The 15,339-nt window shown below is 70.1% G+C and carries 13 protein-coding genes; 7 read left to right on the top strand and 6 right to left on the bottom strand.

Translation table 11 applies throughout. The annotated features are described in order from the left end of the window. Window positions 1–20 precede the first annotated feature (20 nt). On the bottom strand, window positions 21–1,535 hold the full coding sequence (locus BST42_RS20200) for a DEAD/DEAH box helicase (RefSeq protein ID WP_083121086.1): 1,515 nt from the start codon (window positions 1,533–1,535) through the stop codon (window positions 21–23). 250 nt (window positions 1,536–1,785) lie between these two features. On the opposite strand from BST42_RS20200, the gene BST42_RS20195 reads away from it, so the two are divergent. Then, window positions 1,786–2,469: a ferritin-like fold-containing protein gene (locus BST42_RS20195; RefSeq protein WP_083121085.1), complete on the top strand. Its 684-nt coding sequence runs from the start codon at window positions 1,786–1,788 to the stop codon at window positions 2,467–2,469. Here BST42_RS20195 and BST42_RS20190 read toward each other — a convergent pair. Next, entirely contained in the window at window positions 2,466–3,032 is a 567-nt protein-coding gene (locus BST42_RS20190) for an MmpS family transport accessory protein (protein WP_083121084.1), read from the bottom strand. The two genes, BST42_RS20195 and BST42_RS20190, sit on opposite strands and share 4 nt — an antisense overlap. A gap of 196 nt (window positions 3,033–3,228) precedes the next feature. On the opposite strand from BST42_RS20190, the gene BST42_RS20185 reads away from it, so the two are divergent. Further along, window positions 3,229–3,480, top strand: coding sequence for a DUF3107 domain-containing protein (locus BST42_RS20185; protein WP_083121083.1), 252 nt, complete (start codon window positions 3,229–3,231; stop codon window positions 3,478–3,480). Window positions 3,481–3,483: 3 nt separating this feature from the next. Here the strand turns inward: BST42_RS20185 and fasR are convergent, their stop codons facing one another. Beyond that, the gene (gene fasR, locus BST42_RS20180; protein WP_083121082.1) at window positions 3,484–4,161 is read right to left on the bottom strand and encodes an HTH-type transcriptional activator FasR; all 678 of its coding nucleotides are present in this window, start codon (window positions 4,159–4,161) and stop codon (window positions 3,484–3,486) included. A 161-nt stretch (window positions 4,162–4,322) separates the two neighbouring features. Between fasR and BST42_RS20175 the strand changes: the two genes are divergently transcribed. Genes BST42_RS20175 through BST42_RS20165 form a run of 3 tightly spaced genes read left to right on the top strand, consistent with a single transcriptional unit; the run spans window position 4,323 to window position 7,456 of the window. Further along, the gene (locus BST42_RS20175; RefSeq protein WP_083121081.1) at window positions 4,323–5,360 is read left to right on the top strand and encodes a DUF3152 domain-containing protein; all 1,038 of its coding nucleotides are present in this window, start codon (window positions 4,323–4,325) and stop codon (window positions 5,358–5,360) included. A 26-nt stretch (window positions 5,361–5,386) separates the two neighbouring features. After that, a complete protein-coding gene (moeZ, locus tag BST42_RS20170; protein ID WP_207569544.1) occupies window positions 5,387–6,553 on the top strand; it encodes an adenylyltransferase/sulfurtransferase MoeZ in 1,167 nt (388 codons plus the stop codon). A 48-nt stretch (window positions 6,554–6,601) separates the two neighbouring features. Then, window positions 6,602–7,456 (top strand): TIGR02569 family protein, encoded by an 855-nt coding sequence (locus BST42_RS20165; RefSeq protein WP_083121080.1) that lies wholly within the window; start codon window positions 6,602–6,604, stop codon window positions 7,454–7,456. Here BST42_RS20165 and BST42_RS20160 read toward each other — a convergent pair. Next, window positions 7,453–7,749 carry an MGMT family protein gene (locus tag BST42_RS20160; protein WP_083121079.1) on the bottom strand — a complete coding sequence of 99 codons (297 nt, stop codon included), beginning with the start codon at window positions 7,747–7,749 and terminating at the stop codon, window positions 7,453–7,455. The two genes, BST42_RS20165 and BST42_RS20160, sit on opposite strands and share 4 nt — an antisense overlap. 2 nt (window positions 7,750–7,751) lie before the next feature. Continuing rightward, window positions 7,752–8,537 (bottom strand): alpha/beta fold hydrolase, encoded by a 786-nt coding sequence (locus BST42_RS20155; protein WP_165760885.1) that lies wholly within the window; start codon window positions 8,535–8,537, stop codon window positions 7,752–7,754. Window positions 8,538–8,594: 57 nt separating this feature from the next. On the opposite strand from BST42_RS20155, the gene BST42_RS20150 reads away from it, so the two are divergent. Beyond that, window positions 8,595–11,720: an ATP-dependent DNA helicase gene (locus tag BST42_RS20150; RefSeq protein WP_083121077.1), complete on the top strand. Its 3,126-nt coding sequence runs from the start codon at window positions 8,595–8,597 to the stop codon at window positions 11,718–11,720. Next, entirely contained in the window at window positions 11,717–14,950 is a 3,234-nt protein-coding gene (locus BST42_RS20145; RefSeq protein ID WP_083121076.1) for an ATP-dependent helicase, read from the top strand. The genes BST42_RS20150 and BST42_RS20145 overlap by 4 nt, the downstream gene beginning before the upstream one ends. Here the strand turns inward: BST42_RS20145 and BST42_RS20140 are convergent. Then, window positions 14,925–15,335: a DoxX family protein gene (locus BST42_RS20140; protein WP_083121075.1), complete on the bottom strand. Its 411-nt coding sequence runs from the start codon at window positions 15,333–15,335 to the stop codon at window positions 14,925–14,927. The genes BST42_RS20145 and BST42_RS20140 overlap by 26 nt on opposite strands. Between the last annotated feature and the right edge of the window lie 4 nt (window positions 15,336–15,339).

Raw genomic sequence — 15,339 nt, 5'->3', positions numbered from 1 at the left:
CTAGGCGACGATAGCGGTCGTCATCCTGCGGTTGCGGGGGCCTCGGCGGCGTTGCGCGGCCGACGCCGGCGACGGCGCTTGCGGGCCGGGCTGTCGTCGCCACCCTCGGCCGGCTGGTCGCCGCCTGCCGGCGAGTCGGACTGCGTGGCGGTGTGTCCGTTGGCGCCCTCGCCGCCGCGGGTGCGCCGGCGAGAACGGTTGCGGCTGGGCCGCTCCCGGTTGGAGTCGGCGGAGCTGATCCGGGTGCCGTCCTGCGCCTTGGCGCTCTGGGACTTGGCGCCCTGCGACTTGCGCGCGGCGCCGACCGTACCGCCGGCGTCGGTGGGGATGTTCAGCTCCTCGTAGAAGTGCGGGGAGTTGGAGTAGGTCTCGGCGGGATCGGCGCAGTCGAGCTTGAGGGCTTTGTCGATCATCGACCACCGGTCCAGCTCATCCCAGTCCACCAGGGTGATCGCGATGCCGGTCTTGCCGGCCCGGCCGGTGCGCCCGATGCGGTGCACGTAGGCCTGCTCGTCCTCGGGGATCTGGTAGTTGATCACGTGAGTGATGTCGTCGATATCGATACCTCGAGCTGCCACGTCCGTCGCCACCAGCACGTCGATGTCGCCGCTGCGGAACGCCTTGAGCGCCTTCTCACGGGCGATCTGGCCCAGGTCGCCGTGCACGGCGCCGACCTTGAAGCCGCGCTCGGCCAGCTCGTCGGACACCTTCTGCGCGGTTCGCTTGGTACGGGTGAAGATCATCGTCGCGCCGCGGCCCTGCGCCTGCAGGATGCGGCTGACCATCTCGACCTTGTCCAGCGCGTGGGCGCGGTAGACGAACTGCTCGGTGGTGTCGTGGGTCGCGGCGCCCTGCACACCCTCGGCCCGGATGTGGGTGGGCTGGTTCATGAAGGTGCGGGCCAGCGTGATGATCGGGTCCGGCATGGTCGCCGAGAACAGCATGGCTTGCCGCTCGGTCGGGATCTGCTTGAGGATCCGCTCGATGTCGGGCAGGAAGCCCAGGTCCAGCATTTCGTCGGCCTCGTCGAGCACCAGAACCGACAGGCCGCCGAGCTGCAGGTGGCCCTGCTGGGCGAGGTCGAGCAACCGGCCCGGGGTGCCGACGACGACGTCGACGCCCTTCTGGAGCGCCTCGATCTGCGGCTCGTACGGGCGGCCGCCGTAGATGGCGGTGACGGTCAGCTTGCGCGACTCGTCGGCCTTCAGATACTTCGATGCGGCGACCAGGTCGCCGTGGACCTGCAGACACAGCTCGCGGGTCGGGACCACCACGAGCGCGCGCGGAGTGCCGGTCAGCGGCCGAGTGGTGTCGGTGGTGATGCGGTGCAGCAGCGGCACACCGAAGGCAAGGGTCTTGCCCATGCCGGTGCGGGCCTGGCCGATCAGGTCGTCGCCGGCCAGCGCCATCGGCAGGGTCTGCTCCTGGATGGCGAAGGCGAATTCCTTGCCTTCTTCGGACAGCGCCCGGACGATCTCGTCACGTACTCCGAGCTGGGCGAATGAGATTTGGGGATGGATTGTCAGTGGGGTCATGTGGTGGCGTTGTGCCTTCCGTAGTCGGTCCTCGAATGCGTTGTCACGCGCGCACGAGTTCTGACTTCGGAATGGAGTCGGTGCCATCGATTCGATGCCCCGATTCGCCGGGCCCTGCACTGAGGGAGCGGGCCCACTGCGTGCACGCACATTTCCTTGACCACGCCTCACGGCGTTCGTCAGACCCCATCATAGCTGGTCGCGCTCTCCCGGACTGATCGGCGCTCTGGCCGGGACTACAGTGACGGCCATGACGGCCCCCCAGCCCGCCTCGGAGTCACCGGCGCGGATCACCGCCGACCACCCCGGCGTCAACGAGTTGTTCGCGCTGCTGGCCTACGGCGAGGTCGCCGCGTTCTACCGGCTCACCGAGGAAGCCCGGATGGCTCCGGACCTGCGCGGCCGGATCAACATGGCCAGCATGGCCGCTGCCGAGATGGCGCATTACGAGCTGCTGCGGGAGGCGCTGGAGGCGCGCGGTGTCGACGTCGTCCCGGCGATGACGCGGTATGCCTCGGCGTTGGAGAACTACCACCGGCTGACCACGCCGAGCACCTGGCTCGAGGCCTTGGTCAAGACGTATGTCGGTGACGCGCTGGCGGCCGACTTCTACCTCGAGATCGCCGACGTGCTGCCCGACGAGGTGGCCTCGGTGGTGCGCGGGGTGCTTTCCGAGACCGGGCACTCCCAGTTCGTGGTCGCCGAGGTTCGTAAGGCTGTGACCAGCAGCGGACGCCAGCGCAGCCGGTTGGCGCTGTGGTCGCGCCGCCTCCTCGGCGAGGCGATCACCCAGGCGCAGTACGTGTTGGCTGAGCGTGACGAACTGGTCGACCTGGTGCTGGCCGGTCCGGGTGGCCTCGGGCAGGTCGCCGAGTTCTTCGACCGGCTGCAGCGCACGCACGCCGATCGGATGCGCGAACTCGGCCTGACCTAACGGTTGCAGGTCGCCGAGATCGTGTTGTCGGTCGCGGCGGCCACGGTCGCCCCCCGCGCGTCGGTGATCCAGCAGTTCAGCTGACTTCCGTTGCTGCTGGCGGTCACGTAGTTGACGGGCACGGTCGGCACGACGGTGAGCCGCCACGGCAGGGAGACGTTCTCGACGGTGCGCAGAGCGCCCACCTCGTCGGCGTAGGTGATCGTGACCGGGTCGTCGGGCCGCTGGTTGCCCGCCACGGTGTAGACGATTTCGGCGGGATCGACCGTCGCCTGGGCCATCGGCGCGGCGGCCGGGCTGGGCGGCGTGACCATGACCGGCGTCTCGATGGGCAGGCCAGGGACGGTGACGGTGACCGGCGCCGGCGGTGGCGTCGAGGTACGGGGACCGGGAATCGCCACCACGGTGCGGGTGGGGGTGGTGCTCGAATCGGCGATGGTGCTGGCGGCGTCCCCGGTCCGCACCACGAACGTCGTCGCGCTGGCGGCGACCAGGACGCCGCCGACGGTCAGCGCCACGCGGGGCCACTGGACCAGCCGCTTCCGGCGCTTGTTCTCGCTCACGCGAAAAGGTTATGGACGCGCGCGCCTGGCCACGGCGCGGCGCGCCTGTCCGTTGCCATGCTGTTATCGCAGCTTGACGCCCTATTCGCTAACCGCGAACGGCTGGCCGCGACCGCGGACAGCTTTGTTTCGGGGCGTCCACTAGCCTTCCTGGGGTAGATGCGCACACGACGCAGACGAGAGAGAAGGGGCCAGCGTGGAGGTCAAGATCGGTGTCACGGACAGTCCGCGTGAGCTCGTGTTCGCCAGCTCCCAGACGCCCGCTGAGGTCGAAGAGCTGGTGACCTCGGCGTTCGCCAAGGACGGTCCGGATGTGCTGAGCCTGAGCGACGACAAGGGCCGCCGCTTCCTGGTGCAGACCGCCAAGATCAGTTATGTCGAGATCGGTGTCGCCGACGTACGCCGGGTCGGATTCGGGATCGGCGCCGGGGGACCTGCCGGCGCGTAGCCGCTAGGAGCGTGTCAGCGGGACGTGTGACAGTCCGCCCCAGGCGAACTGCACCGTCCCGTCGACCGCGGTCTCCTTGGAGACCGGGCGGTCGGCATCCAGCCAGTACCGGGCGCAGTCGACGCTGATCGCCACCAGGCCCACCGCGATCATGCGGGCGCGATGCGGATCCAGCCCCGAGTCGCGGCTGATCAAGTCGAACACCGCGTCCGTGCAGGATTCGGTGGCCACTTTGACCTGCGAGGCGACCTGCGGCTCGGTGACGTAGTCGTTCTCGAAGATCAGCCGGTAGCCCTGGCCGTCGTGCTCGATGAAATCGAAGAACGCCTGCACCGCGGCGCGCAGGCGCTGGCGGTTGTCCGTCGTGGTCCGCAGCGCTTGGCGCACCCCGGACACCAGGTTCTCGACGTGCCGGTTCAGGACGGCGAGATAGAGTTCGAGTTTGCTCGAAAAGTGTTGGTACAGAACAGGTTTGCTGACGCCGGCGCGGTCGGCGATCTCGTCCATGCCTGCGGCGTGATAGCCGCGGTCGACGAAGACTTCGCTGGCGGCGATCAGTAGCTGGCCACGGCGCTCGTCGCGCGGCAGCCGGCTTCCGCGCCGCGGGGCGCCGGCGGCGGTACGGTCGCCACTGGCCGTTCGAGCGGACTTCCGCTCGGCCGTGTCGGCGAGTTCGCTCATCGAGTCCTCAATCTGGTTCTGTGGCCGGTCGCCATGCCCCCGCGCTACCAGCCCGTCGGGTCGACATTACTACCCGGCTGGGGTTACTCGCCCGTAGCTGCGTCCGTCGGGCACGGGCGCGCCGGAACTCCCGTGTTCGGCTGTTGTGCCATCCTGGGGCGGTGACCTACGACCCGGGGCACCGCGGCGGCGGTCGTGTGCCGGTGCTGCGCGACGAGTGGCGGGAGCCGCTGCGCGCGTTGCGCGACCCGCTGGCGGGGGAGTCGGGCCGGGCCAGATCCAACCGCGATCAGCACCGCCAATGGCGTAAGCAGACCTGGTTGGGTCGATTCATTTCCACCTACGGCTGGCGGGCGTATGCCCTTCCGGTTCTGGTGGTGGTGACAGGAGTCGTGCTGTACCAAACGATCACCGGCACCGCCGCGCCTGCGGTGCCCAGCGCCGCCCAGGGGCCGGTGCAAGGGCCGCCGACGATCGGGTCGAGCGGGACGGCGATCATCGGCGCGCCACCGCGCGGGCTCACCGAGTTCGACGCCAACCTGCCGACCGGGATCCTTCCGGAGGGCGGGGCGTTCACCGAGGCCGGCGCCAAGACGTGGCACATCGTTCCGGGCACGACGCCGAAGGTCGGCGACGGAACCGCCAAGACGTTCACCTACACCGTGGAGGTCGAAGACGGTGTCGACACCGCGTCGTTCGGGGGTGACGAAGGGTTCGCCCGGATGGTCACCGAAACCCTTGGCAACCCCAAGAGCTGGATTCACAATCCGCAGTTCGCGTTTCAGCGTGTCGACGCCCCCGACGTCAAGCCCGACTTCCGGGTGTCGCTGACGTCGCCGATGACGGTGCGGGAAGGTTGCGGCTACGAGATTCCGCTGGAGTCGTCCTGCTACAACCCGGCTTACGGGCCTGACGCCCAACCCCGGGTCTTCATCAACGAGTCGCGGTGGGTGCGCGGTGCGGTGCCGTTCCAGGGCGACATCGGCTCCTACCGGCAATATCTGATCAACCATGAGGTCGGCCACGCGATCGGCTACCAACACCACGAGCCCTGCGCCGACAGCGGTGGCCTGGCGCCGGTGATGATGCAGCAGACCTTCTCGACCTCCGACGACGATGCGTCGCGCTTCGATCCGGAGTACGTCAAGGCCGATGGCAAGACCTGCCGGTTCAACCCCTGGCCGTATCCGATCGCCTGACGATCCTAGGAGTGCCGGTGCCTTCGTTGCCGCCGCTGGTCGAGCCAGCCGCCGAACTCACTCGCGACGAGGTCGCGCGGTACAGCCGACACCTGATCATCCCGGATCTCGGTGTCGACGGTCAGAAGCGGTTGAAGAACGCCAAAGTGCTGGTGATCGGCGCGGGCGGCCTGGGCTCACCGACGCTGCTCTACCTGGCGGCCGCCGGTGTCGGCACGATCGGCATCGTCGAGTTCGACGTCGTCGACGAGTCCAACCTGCAGCGCCAGATCATCCACGGCCAGTCCGATATCGGCCGCTCCAAGGCCCAGAGCGCGCGCGAGTCCATCCTCGAGATCAACCCGCTGGTGACGGTCCGGCTGCACGAGCAGCGGCTCGAAGCCGACAACGCGGTGCAGCTCTTCGAGCAGTACGACCTGATCCTTGATGGGACCGACAACTTCGCCACCCGCTATCTGGTGAACGACGCCGCGGTGCTGGCGCACAAGCCATACGTGTGGGGCTCGATCTACCGCTTCGAGGGCCAGGTCTCGGTGTTCTGGGAGGACGCCCCCGACGGCGTGGGATTGAACTACCGCGACCTGTATCCCGAGCCGCCGCCACCGGGCCTGGTGCCGTCGTGCGCCGAGGGCGGCGTCCTGGGCATCCTGTGCGCGTCGATCGCCTCGATCATGGGCACCGAGGCCATCAAGCTCATCACCGGCATCGGGGAGACCCTGCTGGGCCGGTTGATGATGTACGACGCGCTGGCCATGACGTACCGCACGATCACCATCCGCAAGGATCCGGAGACCCCGAAGATCACCGAGCTGATGGACTACGAATCGTTCTGCGGCGTGGTGTCCGACGCCGCGGCCGCCGTCGCGCAGGAGTCCGCCGTCACCCCGCTGGAACTGCGTCAGCTGCTCGATTCCGGAAAGAACCTGGCGTTGATCGACGTCCGCGAGCCGGTCGAGTGGGAGATCAATCACATCGCCGGTGCCGAGCTCATCCCGAAGTCGGCGATCGAGTCCGGCGAGGGCCTGTCGAGGTTGCCACACGACCGCACACCGGTGCTGTACTGCAAGACCGGGGTTCGCTCCGCGGAGATGCTGGCGGTGGTGAAGAAGGCGGGTTTCGCCGATGCGATGCACCTGCAGGGCGGCATCGTGGCCTGGGCGAAGCAAATCGATCCCGACATGGTGCTCTACTGACGGCTACTTTGCGTCGCGACAATTTAGGCTGTCGGGGTGGCTGACGGGGTGAGTGAAGAGCGCCCGCCTGAGCATGTACTGGCGGCGTTCGGTCTCAAGGGCCACGATCCCGAACCGCTGGGCGCGGGCTGGGAAGGCGGCTTCAAGTGCGGCGAGGTGGTGTTGTCGGTGATCGCCGACCACGCCAGGGCCGCCTGGTCGGCGAAAGCACGCGAGACGCTGTTCGTCGACGGGGTCCGGCTGGCGCGGCCGGTGCGGTCGACTGACGGACGCTACGTGGTCTCGGGTTGGCGGGCAGACACATTCGTCGCCGGTAGCCCGGAGCCCCGCCACGACGAGGTCGTGTCGGCCGGGGTGCGGCTGCACGAGGCCACCGCCAAACTCGAACGGCCGAGGTTTCTGACCCAGGCGCCGGTCGCTCCGTGGAGCGATGTCGACGTGTTCATCGCCGCCGACCGCGCCGCGTGGGAGGAGCGCCCGCTGCATTCGCTGCCGCCCGGCGCGCTGGTGGCTCCCGGCTCGGCCGACGGCGAGCGCTCGGTGGAACTGATCAATCAGCTGGCCGGCTTGCGTAAGCCCACCAAGAGTCCCAACCAGCTGGTACACGGCGACTTGTACGGCACCGTGTTGTTCGCCGGGACGGCGGCGCCGGGCATCACCGACATCACTCCCTATTGGCGACCGGCGTCGTGGGCGGCCGGGGTGGTCGTCGTCGACGCGCTAGCTTGGGGCGAGGCCGACGACGGTCTGATCGAGCGGTGGGATGCCCTACCGGAGTGGCCGCAGATGTTGTTGCGCGCGTTGATGTTCCGGCTTGCCGTGCATGCACTGCATCCGCGCTCGACGGCGGCGGCGTTCCCCGGGTTGGCTCGCACCGCAGCGCTGATCCGGCTGGTTCTCTAGAACCGGTGGCGCGTGTGCGCCAGGTCCACCCGGCCGTCGCGGGCCAGTACACCTTCGGCGCGCAGCAATTCGAGTTGACGGGTCGACAGATGGGCGGCCGGCCGCCCGGAAGCGGTGATCACCCGATGCCACGCCAGGTCGGAGGAGTCGGTACGCATGATCCAGCCGACGATGCGCGGGCTGGAAAGCTGTGCCGCTGAGGCGATGTCACCGTAGGTGGCGACTCGACCGGGCGGGATGGACGCGACCAGCTCGCGCACCCGCTCGACCTGCGCATCGGTGATCGGGGCCATCGCTACCCGTCCAGCAGATCCCGGATGACCTTCGCGGTCTCCTCCGGTTTGGCGTGCGGCACCATGTGCTGGCACTCGACGTCAACGAGGGTGAAATCGTCGCCGAGTCGGTCGGCCAGGGCGTCGATCAATTCGGCACTGACGTACGGTGGATCAGTCCACAGCGCGCGTACCAGTGTCGTCGGAGTCCCGTTGTGCGGCAGCACGATATCGCGGGCGAGCTCACTCCAGTACGACATCATCGCGGGCACGCTGATCCGCCAGCCGAATCGGCCGTTCGGCAGTGCGACGAGGTGCTCGTCGAGATCCTCGTCGAGTTCGGCCGGGTCCACGTCGGCCCATGAGCCGCTGAACTTCTCGGCGCGGGCCTCCTCGCGGTCGGGGTAGTCCGGGGAGGACAGCATCGAGTCCGCGATCTCGCGCATCCACTGTCCGTCCAGGCCGATCGCGGGATCCAGCAGCACCAACCCGGACACCAGGTCCGGGTACGCCGCCGCGAGATTCAGTGCGACCGCTCCGCCGAAGGAGTGGCCCACCACCAGCACCGGCCCGTCGGCGTCGTTTTCCAGCAGGCTCGCCAGCGCCGCTACATTGGCATCGATGGTCCACGGCGCTGACCACGCCGACCGGCCGTGCCCGATCAGATCGGGTGCGGCCATGGCGTATTCCGGAAGGTGGTTCTCCGAGAGCGCTCGCCAGCGCAGGCCGTGGCCGGTCAGGCCGTGGATGGCCAGGACCCGGATCGGTCCGGGCGGCCCGAAGCGGTGGACGTGAAGATCGTGGGTCACGGGTCTCATGCTGCCACTTACTCATTCTTGTCGGTGGGCCGTGGTGGTATCGCTGGCATGACCACCGCACTGCTGGCCCGGGCGACCGAACCTGCCGATGTGCTGCGCCCGGAGTTGCGCGGCACGGTGCGTATCGTCGGCGGTCCCGGCACCGGCAAGACCAGCCTGCTGGTGGCGGCGGCCGCGGCGCACATCACGGCCGGGACCGACCCGGAATCTGTTCTGCTGCTGACGGGTTCGGGCCGGTTGGCGGGTTCCACCCGCAGCAAGCTGACCGCTCGACTGCTCGCGGCGCGCTCTGCGGAGCCGTGCCGCGCGGTGGTGCGGGAGCCCCTGGTCCGGTCGGTGCACAGTTACGCCTTCGCGGTCCTGCGGCAGGCCGCCGCCCGCGCCGGTGACCCGCCTCCACGGCTGGTCACCGGGGCTGAGCAGGACGGCATCATCCGCGAACTGCTGGCCGGTGATCTCCAGGACGGCGACGTGTCGGCGTCGCGCTGGCCGCAGGTCCTTCGCCCCGCACTGACCACCGGCGGGTTCGCCACCGAGCTTCGGGATCTGTTGGCTCGCTGCGCCGAGCGGGGAGTGGATCCGCAGCAGCTGCAGCGCATCGGCCGGTTGTCCGGGCGCCCCGAGTGGGCGGCCGCGGGCCGGTTCGCCCAGCAGTACGAACAGGTGATGCTGCTGCGCGCGGCCGTGGGCACCGCCGCGCCGCAGGCCACGGTACCTGCGCTCGGCGCGGCTGAACTGGTGGGTGCGGCGCTGGAGGCGCTGGCAGCCGATCCCGAACTCCTGGCGGCCGAGCGGTCCCGAATCCGCTTGCTGCTCATCGATGATGCCCAGCACCTCGACCCGCAGGCCGCGCGGCTGGTTCGGGTGCTGGCTGCCGGCGCGGAGCTGACTCTGCTTGCCGGGGACCCGAATCAGGCAGTCTTCGGTTTCCGCGGCGCAGATCCGGCCGTACTGACGGCGGCCGACACTCCGGTGGTCGAACTCGGGCAATCGCACCGGTGCGCGCCCGCGGTGGCGCGCGCGATCAGCGGGATCGCCGCCGGGCTGCCCGGCAATAGCGCGTGGCGCGTACTGGTCGGCAATGCCGGCGACGACGGATCGGTGAGCGTGCGGATCGCAGGCTCGGCGCACGCGGAGGCGGCACTGATCGCCGACACGCTGCGCCGTGCGCACCTCGTCGACGGTGTGCCGTGGTCGCAGCTGGCCGTCATCGTCCGGTCGCCGTCGGCGGCAGCGGCGCTGCCGCGTGCGCTGGCCGGTGCCGGTGTTCCGGTCGATGCGGCTCAGCTGGCCGGACCCGTCGCCGAACAGCCTGCGGCGCAGGCGCTGCTGGGTGTGCTGGCGGCGACTGCCGACGGTCTGAGCGGTGAGCTGGCGGTATCGCTGCTGACCGGGCCGATCGGCCGGGTGGACCCGGTGACCCTGCGCCAGTTGCGCCGGGCGCTGCGTCGCGGGGGCTCCGGCGACTTCGGCGAGCAACTGGTCGCGGCGCTCACCAGCGGTCCGGTAGATCTGCCGGCAACGCTGGCCCGCCCGGTGAACCGGGTGCGTGCGGTGCTCGCTGCGGCGGCCCGCGGACATCGCGGGCACCGCGACCCGCGCTACACCCTGTGGCAGGCGTGGGAGCGCAGCGGGCTGCAGCGCCGCTGGCTGTCGGCGGCCGAGCGCGGCGGAACCGAAGGCGCGCTTGCCGACCGGAACCTGCACACGATCACTGCGTTGTTCGACATCGCCGACGACTACGTCACCCGCACCACCGGGGCGTCGCTGCGGGGGTTCGTGGATCATGTTGCCGGCCTGCAACTTCCACCGGTCAGCGTCGACGGCCGGACGGTTTCGGAGACCGTCGCGGTGCTGAGCCCGCATGCGGCGCTCGACCGTGACTGGGACCTGGTGGTGATCGCCGGAGTGCAGGACGGGTTGTGGCCCAACACCACACCCCGCGGAGGCGTACTGGGCACACAGCGGCTGCTGGACGTGCTCGACGGCCTGGGAGACGACGTGTCGGCACGAGCGCCGCTGCTGGCCGAGGAACGCAGGCTGCTCATCGCCGCCATGGGCCGCGCTCGGCGGGGGTTGCTGATCACCGCCGTCGACAGTGATGCCGGTGACGATGCGGCGCTGCCGTCGCCGTTCGTCGCCGAACTCGAGGCGTACGCATGCGCCGATGGCGTGCGGCCCGCCCAGCCGGTCGTCGCCCCGCCGGTGCTGGCGCCGTCGGCCGTTGTCGGCCGGCTCCGGGCGGTGGTGTGCGCGCCTGCAGGCACGGTCACCGACGGTGAACGTGCCACCGCTGCACAGCAATTGGCCCGGCTGGCCGCAGACGGGGTGGCCGGTGCGGACCCGGCACAGTGGTACGGCATGACCTCGGTCAGCACTGTGGAACCGCTGTGGAGCGGTGAGCACACCGTCACCCTGAGCCCCTCGATCGTGCAGACGCTCACTGACTGCCCGCTGCGCTGGCTGGCCGAGCGGCACGGCGGCACCGAACGGCGTGACCTGCGCTCGACCCTGGGGTCGGTTGTGCACGCCCTGATCGCCGACTCGGCGACCAGCGCGGAGCAGTTGGTGAGTGATCTGGAAAAGCTCTGGAGCACAATTCCATTCGACTCCACGTGGTACGCCGACAACGAGCTGGATCGGCACCGCGCCATGCTCGAGGCGTTCGTCGCGTGGCGTTCGGCGACCCGCCACGAACTCACCGAAATCGGTACCGAGGTTGCCGTCGACGGCGTGATCGCCGAGCCCGGTGACGGTCAGCCGGGGGTGCGGGTGCGCGGGCGCGTCGACCGGCTCGAGCGCGACGCGGAGGGCCGGCTGGTGATCGTCGACGTCAAGACCGGGAAGAGCCCGGTCACCAAGGACGAGGCGCAGCGCCACGCCCAACTCGGGCTCTACCAGTTGGCCATCGCCGAGGGGGCGCTGGCCGACGGTGACCAACCCGGCGGCGGCCGGCTGGTCTACGTCGCCAAGCCGAACGCGTCGGGCGCCACCGAACGCGAACAGTCCGCACTCACCGCCGACAGCACTGCCGAGTGGCACCAGACCGTACGTCAGGCAGCGGCCGCGACGGCCGGACCGCAGTTCGTCGCCCGGGTCAACGACGGCTGCGCGCACTGTCCGATGCGCCCGTCCTGCCCCGCACACACCGCACCGCGAACGGAGTCGCCATGACCTACAGCCCGTTCGAACTTGCTGAGGCCCTTGGCCTTCCGACGCCGACCGACGAGCAGGCCGCGGTCATCGCCGCCCCGCCGGGGCCGCTCGTCGTCATCGCCGGCGCCGGTGCGGGCAAGACCGAGACCATGGCCGCGCGGGTGGTTTGGCTGGTGGCCAACGGATTCGCCGACCCCGGTCAGGTGCTCGGCCTGACCTTCACGCGCAAGGCGGCCGGCCAGCTGCTGCGCCGGGTGCGGTCCCGGCTGGCCCGCCTGGCGGGTCACCTCGGTGGCGCCGTGCCGCAGGGAGCGCCGACGGTGAGCACCTACCACGCCTTCGCCGGCGCGTTGCTGCGCGAGTACGGACCGCTGCTTCCGGTGGAGCCCGACGCCCGGCTGCTCAGCGAAACCGAGCTGTGGCAAATCGCTTTCGAGGTGGTCAGCAGCTACCCCGGGCCGCTGGACACCACCAAGGACCCGGCCGGTGTCACCGCGATGGTGCTCAAACTGTCCGGCGAGCTGGCCGAGCACCTGGTCGACACCGACCAGCTGCTGGACACCCACCTCGAACTCGACCGGCTGGTCCATCACCTGCCGGCCGGGCGCTATCAACGCGATCGCGGCCCCAGCCAGTTCCTGCTGAGCATGCTGGCCACCCAGACCGAACGCACCGCGCTGGTACCGCTGATCGATGCGCTGCACGCCCGGATGCGCGCCGACAAGGTGATGGATTTCGGCTCGCAGATGTCGGCCGCGGCGCGGCTGGCCTCGACCTGCCCGCAGGTGGGGGAGCAGCTTCGCGGCCGCTACCGCGTCGTCCTGCTCGACGAATACCAGGACACCGGCCACGCGCAGCGCATCGCGCTGTCGTCGTTGTTCGGGGCCGGTGCCGACGAAGGCCTGGCGTTGACCGCGGTCGGCGATCCCATCCAGTCGATCTACGGTTGGCGCGGCGCGTCCGCGACCAACCTGCCGAGGTTCACCACCGACTTCCCGCAAGCCGACGGATCGCCGGCGCCCACTCTGGAACTGCGGACCAGCTGGCGCAACCCGCCGACCACGCTGCACATCGCCAACGAGATCTCCGCCGAAGCCCGCCGCCGCTCGGTCGCGGTCCGGGCACTGCGGGCCCGCCCCGGCGCCGAGGCCGGCACGGTGCGCTGCGCGTTGCTCACCCATGTGGCCACCGAGCGCGAGTGGGTCGCCGACCACATCGCGGCGCGCTACGCCGAGGCAGCGGCAGAGGACAGTGCGCCACCGACCGCCGCGGTGCTGGTGCGGCGCAACGCCGATGCCGGACCGATCGCCGAAGCTCTCAGCGCCCGTGGTGTGCCCGTCGAAGTCGTCGGTCTGGCCGGCCTGCTGTCGATCCCGGAGGTCGCCGATGTGGCGGCGATGGTGCGGCTGGTCGCCGATCCGGCGGCCGGCGGGGCGGCGATGCGGGTGCTGACGGGTCCGCGCTGGCAGCTCGGCGCCGCCGACCTCGCCGCGCTGTGGCGGCGCGCCGTGGCGATCGACGGGGCTCGGCAGGCGGCCGTCACCGCCGAGGAGATCATCGCCTCCGCCGCACCCGACGCCGACACCGCCAGCCTGGCCGACGCGCTGGCCGACCCGGGTCCGGCCGCGGCCTACTCGCCCGAGGGGCACCGTCGCATCACCGAGCTCGCCGGTGAATTAGCCCGACTGCGAACACTATTGGGCCACCCGGTCACCGAACTCGTCGGGGAGGTGCGGCGCGTCCTCGGCATCGACGTGGAGGTGCGGGCCACCCAGCCTGTCGCCGCGGGCTGGGCCGGTGCCGAGCATCTCGACCGCTTCGCCGATGTGGTTGCCGACTATGCAGCCCGGCCGGGCGCATGCATCAACGGGCTGCTGGCCTACCTCGATGCGGCCGCGGTCGTCGAGAACGGTCTGGCGCCTGCCGAGGTCAGCGTGGCCACCGGGCGGGTGCAGGTGCTGACCGTCCACGCCGCCAAGGGACTCGAATGGCAGGTGGTGGCGGTCCCGCACCTGTCCGCGCGGGTGTTCCCGTCCACCGCATCCAAGCGGACCTGGCTCTCCGACCCGGCCGACCTGCCGCCGCTGCTGCGCGGTGACCGGGCCGCCGCCGGTCTGCACGGCGTGCCGGTGCTGGACACCGAACACGTCACCGACCGAAAAGCATTGTCCGACAGCATCATGGCGCACAAGAAGCAGCTCGAGCAGCGCCGCCTCGACGAGGAGCGCCGATTGCTCTACGTCGCGATCACGCGAGCCGAGGACACCCTGCTGCTCTCCGGCCACCACTGGGGTTCCACGGAGGGCACGCCGCGCGGGCCGTCGGATTTCCTGCGGGAGATCAAGGCCATCATCGACGCCGCCGACGCGGCGGGGCGGCCGTGCGGTGTGGTCGAACAGTGGGCCCCGGAGCCCGCCGACGGTGAACGAAACCCCTTGCGCGACAGTGTCCGTGAAGCGGTCTGGCCCGCCGACCCGCTCGGTCGGACCCGCTGCGACATCGAACAGGGCGCCGCACTGGTCCGGTCGGCGCTGGCCGGCGCGATCCCGGACACCGGTGTGGACCCGGAGAACTGGGCTGCCGACGTCGACGCTCTGCTGGCTGAGAGGGCGCGGATCGCCGCGCCGCCGCCGGTGCAGCTGCCCGGGCAGTTGTCGGTCAGCGCACTGGTGGAACTGGACCGGGATCCGGCTGCGCTGCGCCGGCTCACCCGAAGGCTGCCGTCGCGCCCGGACCCGCACGCGATCCTGGGCACCGCATTCCACGAATGGGTGCAGCGCTTCTACGGCGCCGAGCGGCTCTTCGACCTCGACGACCTTCCCGGGGCTGTCGACGGCGCGGCCTCCGAGACGGCGGAGCTGGCCGTTCTGCAGGACGCATTCACGAAATCGCAGTGGGCGGCGCGCACTCCGGTCGACGTCGAGGTGCCGTTCGAGATGGCGATCGGCGACACCGTGGTGCGCGGACGCATCGACGCGGTGTTCGCCGACGCCGATGGCGGGATGACCGTCGTCGACTGGAAGACCGGCGAACCGCCGGCCGACGACGACGCCAAAAGGCACGCCGCCGTCCAGCTCGCGGTCTACCGGCTGGCGTGGGCGGCGATCAAGAACTGCCCAGAGTCCGAGGTCCGGGCGGCGTTCCATTACGTGCGCGCAGGGGTCACCGTGATGCCGGAAAACCTCGCCGGCCCAGAGGAATTGGTGGCCCTGCTGGCCGAGGCTAGTAGCGCGGAGCGTTGCGCCTGATGGCCAGCGCCTGAGTGATCATCGGAATCTGCAACGGCAACCGGGCCAGCGCCACCAGCTTCATCGGCAACGGCTTGTCCTTCCACAACCGGACCATGTTGACGTTGGCCGGGAACACCGCGAGGTACAACGCGATCGCGAACAGCGCGGCAGCGCGACGAGTCCGCGGCACCAGCAGCATGGTCCCGATGCCGACCTCGGCCACCCCGGAGGCGTAGGTGTAGAAGCGAGCGTCGCCAGGAAGCTCGGCAGGCACGATCTCATCGAAGGGCTTGGGCGCCACGAAATGCCCGACGCCGATGCCGATGAGCATCAGCGCGGCGCGGTAGGCGGGCAGCTGAGAGGTGCTGCGTGAAGGTTCGAGTTCGGTAGTCGTCGTCGGCATGGGT

The sequence above is a fragment of the Mycolicibacterium rhodesiae genome (genome assembly GCF_002086695.1).
Classification (GTDB): domain Bacteria; phylum Actinomycetota; class Actinomycetes; order Mycobacteriales; family Mycobacteriaceae; genus Mycobacterium; species Mycobacterium rhodesiae.
This window is presented reverse-complemented; position numbering and strand designations above follow the sequence as displayed.

Bases quoted from the DNA above. Each gene is read 5' to 3' on its own strand.
- BST42_RS20200 (WP_083121086.1), bottom strand. From the start codon at position 1,535: ATGACCCCACTGACAATCCATCCCCAAATCTCATTCGCCCAGCTCGGA.
- BST42_RS20195 (WP_083121085.1), top strand. From the start codon at position 1,786: ATGACGGCCCCCCAGCCCGCCTCGGAGTCACCGGCGCGGATCACCGCC.
- fasR (WP_083121082.1), bottom strand. From the start codon at position 4,161: ATGAGCGAACTCGCCGACACGGCCGAGCGGAAGTCCGCTCGAACGGCC.
- BST42_RS20160 (WP_083121079.1), bottom strand. From the start codon at position 7,749: ATGGCCCCGATCACCGATGCGCAGGTCGAGCGGGTGCGCGAGCTGGTC.
- BST42_RS20150 (WP_083121077.1), top strand. From the start codon at position 8,595: ATGACCACCGCACTGCTGGCCCGGGCGACCGAACCTGCCGATGTGCTG.
- BST42_RS20145 (WP_083121076.1), top strand. From the start codon at position 11,717: ATGACCTACAGCCCGTTCGAACTTGCTGAGGCCCTTGGCCTTCCGACG.
- BST42_RS20140 (WP_083121075.1), bottom strand. From the start codon at position 15,335: ATGCCGACGACGACTACCGAACTCGAACCTTCACGCAGCACCTCTCAG.